The organism is Dyella sp. 2YAF14, from assembly GCF_052114725.1.
Lineage (GTDB): Bacteria > Pseudomonadota > Gammaproteobacteria > Xanthomonadales > Rhodanobacteraceae > Dyella.
In genome coordinates this window covers 1-847 of the sequence record NZ_JBFRFH010000038.1, presented here as the reverse complement: position 1 = coordinate 847, position 847 = coordinate 1, and the positions used below count along the sequence as shown (strand labels likewise).

Annotated in this window: 2 tRNA genes and 2 rRNA genes; all 4 read right to left on the bottom strand. The window is 53.8% G+C overall.

Annotated elements, in window-relative coordinates:
- Positions 1-120, bottom strand: a 23S ribosomal RNA gene (locus AB4Y82_RS21140); the annotation flags it as partial.
- Positions 121-353: 233 nt separating this feature from the next.
- Positions 354-429 (bottom strand) — tRNA-Ala (locus tag AB4Y82_RS21135).
- 12 nt (positions 430-441) lie between these two features.
- Positions 442-518, bottom strand: a tRNA-Ile gene (locus AB4Y82_RS21130).
- Positions 519-711: 193 nt separating this feature from the next.
- Positions 712-847: ribosomal RNA gene (locus AB4Y82_RS21125) — 16S ribosomal RNA — on the bottom strand; the annotation flags it as partial.

Here is an 847-nt window from a genome sequence, read left to right as displayed (position 1 = left end):
CATTCGGACATTGCCGGATCAAAGCTTGTTGCCAGCTCCCCGACACTTTTCGCAGGCTGCCACGTCCTTCATCGCCTCTGACTGCCAAGGCATCCACCGTATACGCTTAGTCGCTTGACCATATAACCCCAAGTCGCCTCAGGGCCGATTATCATCACTTACGAGGTGATAATGATCGAATGTCCAAACAACGCGTTCGCTTAATTGCCTCAACGACACATCTCGATTCGGTTTCGAACCAAGACGCTTGTCACTCGTTTACGTTTTCAATGAACACAAGAACGGCCTCAATGCCGCCTCGTTTCTAAAATCTTATGTGTGCGCTGCTTTCATTTCACGTCGTGTCACCAAAATGGTGGAGCCAGTCAGGATCGAACTGACGACCCCCTGCTTGCAAAGCAGGTGCTCTCCCAGCTGAGCTATGGCCCCAAGTGATTTCAGTGGTGGGTCTGGGAGGACTCGAACCACCGGCCTCACCCTTATCAGGGGTGCGCTCTAACCACCTGAGCTACAGACCCGGGAACCTTTGCACTCAACAAAAAAACCTCGCCGACGACGTTGCCGTCGAAGCGGGGTTTCGTTGAAGAGTCCGACCAGGGATGGTCGGTTTTGCTTGTCGCGGCATGGATGCCGCGTGAAGCAAACTTCGCGTGAAATAAAAGGCAGGTGTCTTGTGTGGACGTCTTGCGGGGAAGAAGGATGTCGTTCTCGAAAGGAGGTGATCCAGCCGCACCTTCCGATACGGCTACCTTGTTACGACTTCACCCCAGTCATGAACCACTCCGTGGTCGTCGTCCCCCTTGCGGTTAGACTAACGGCTTCTGGAGCAACTCACTCCCATGGTGTG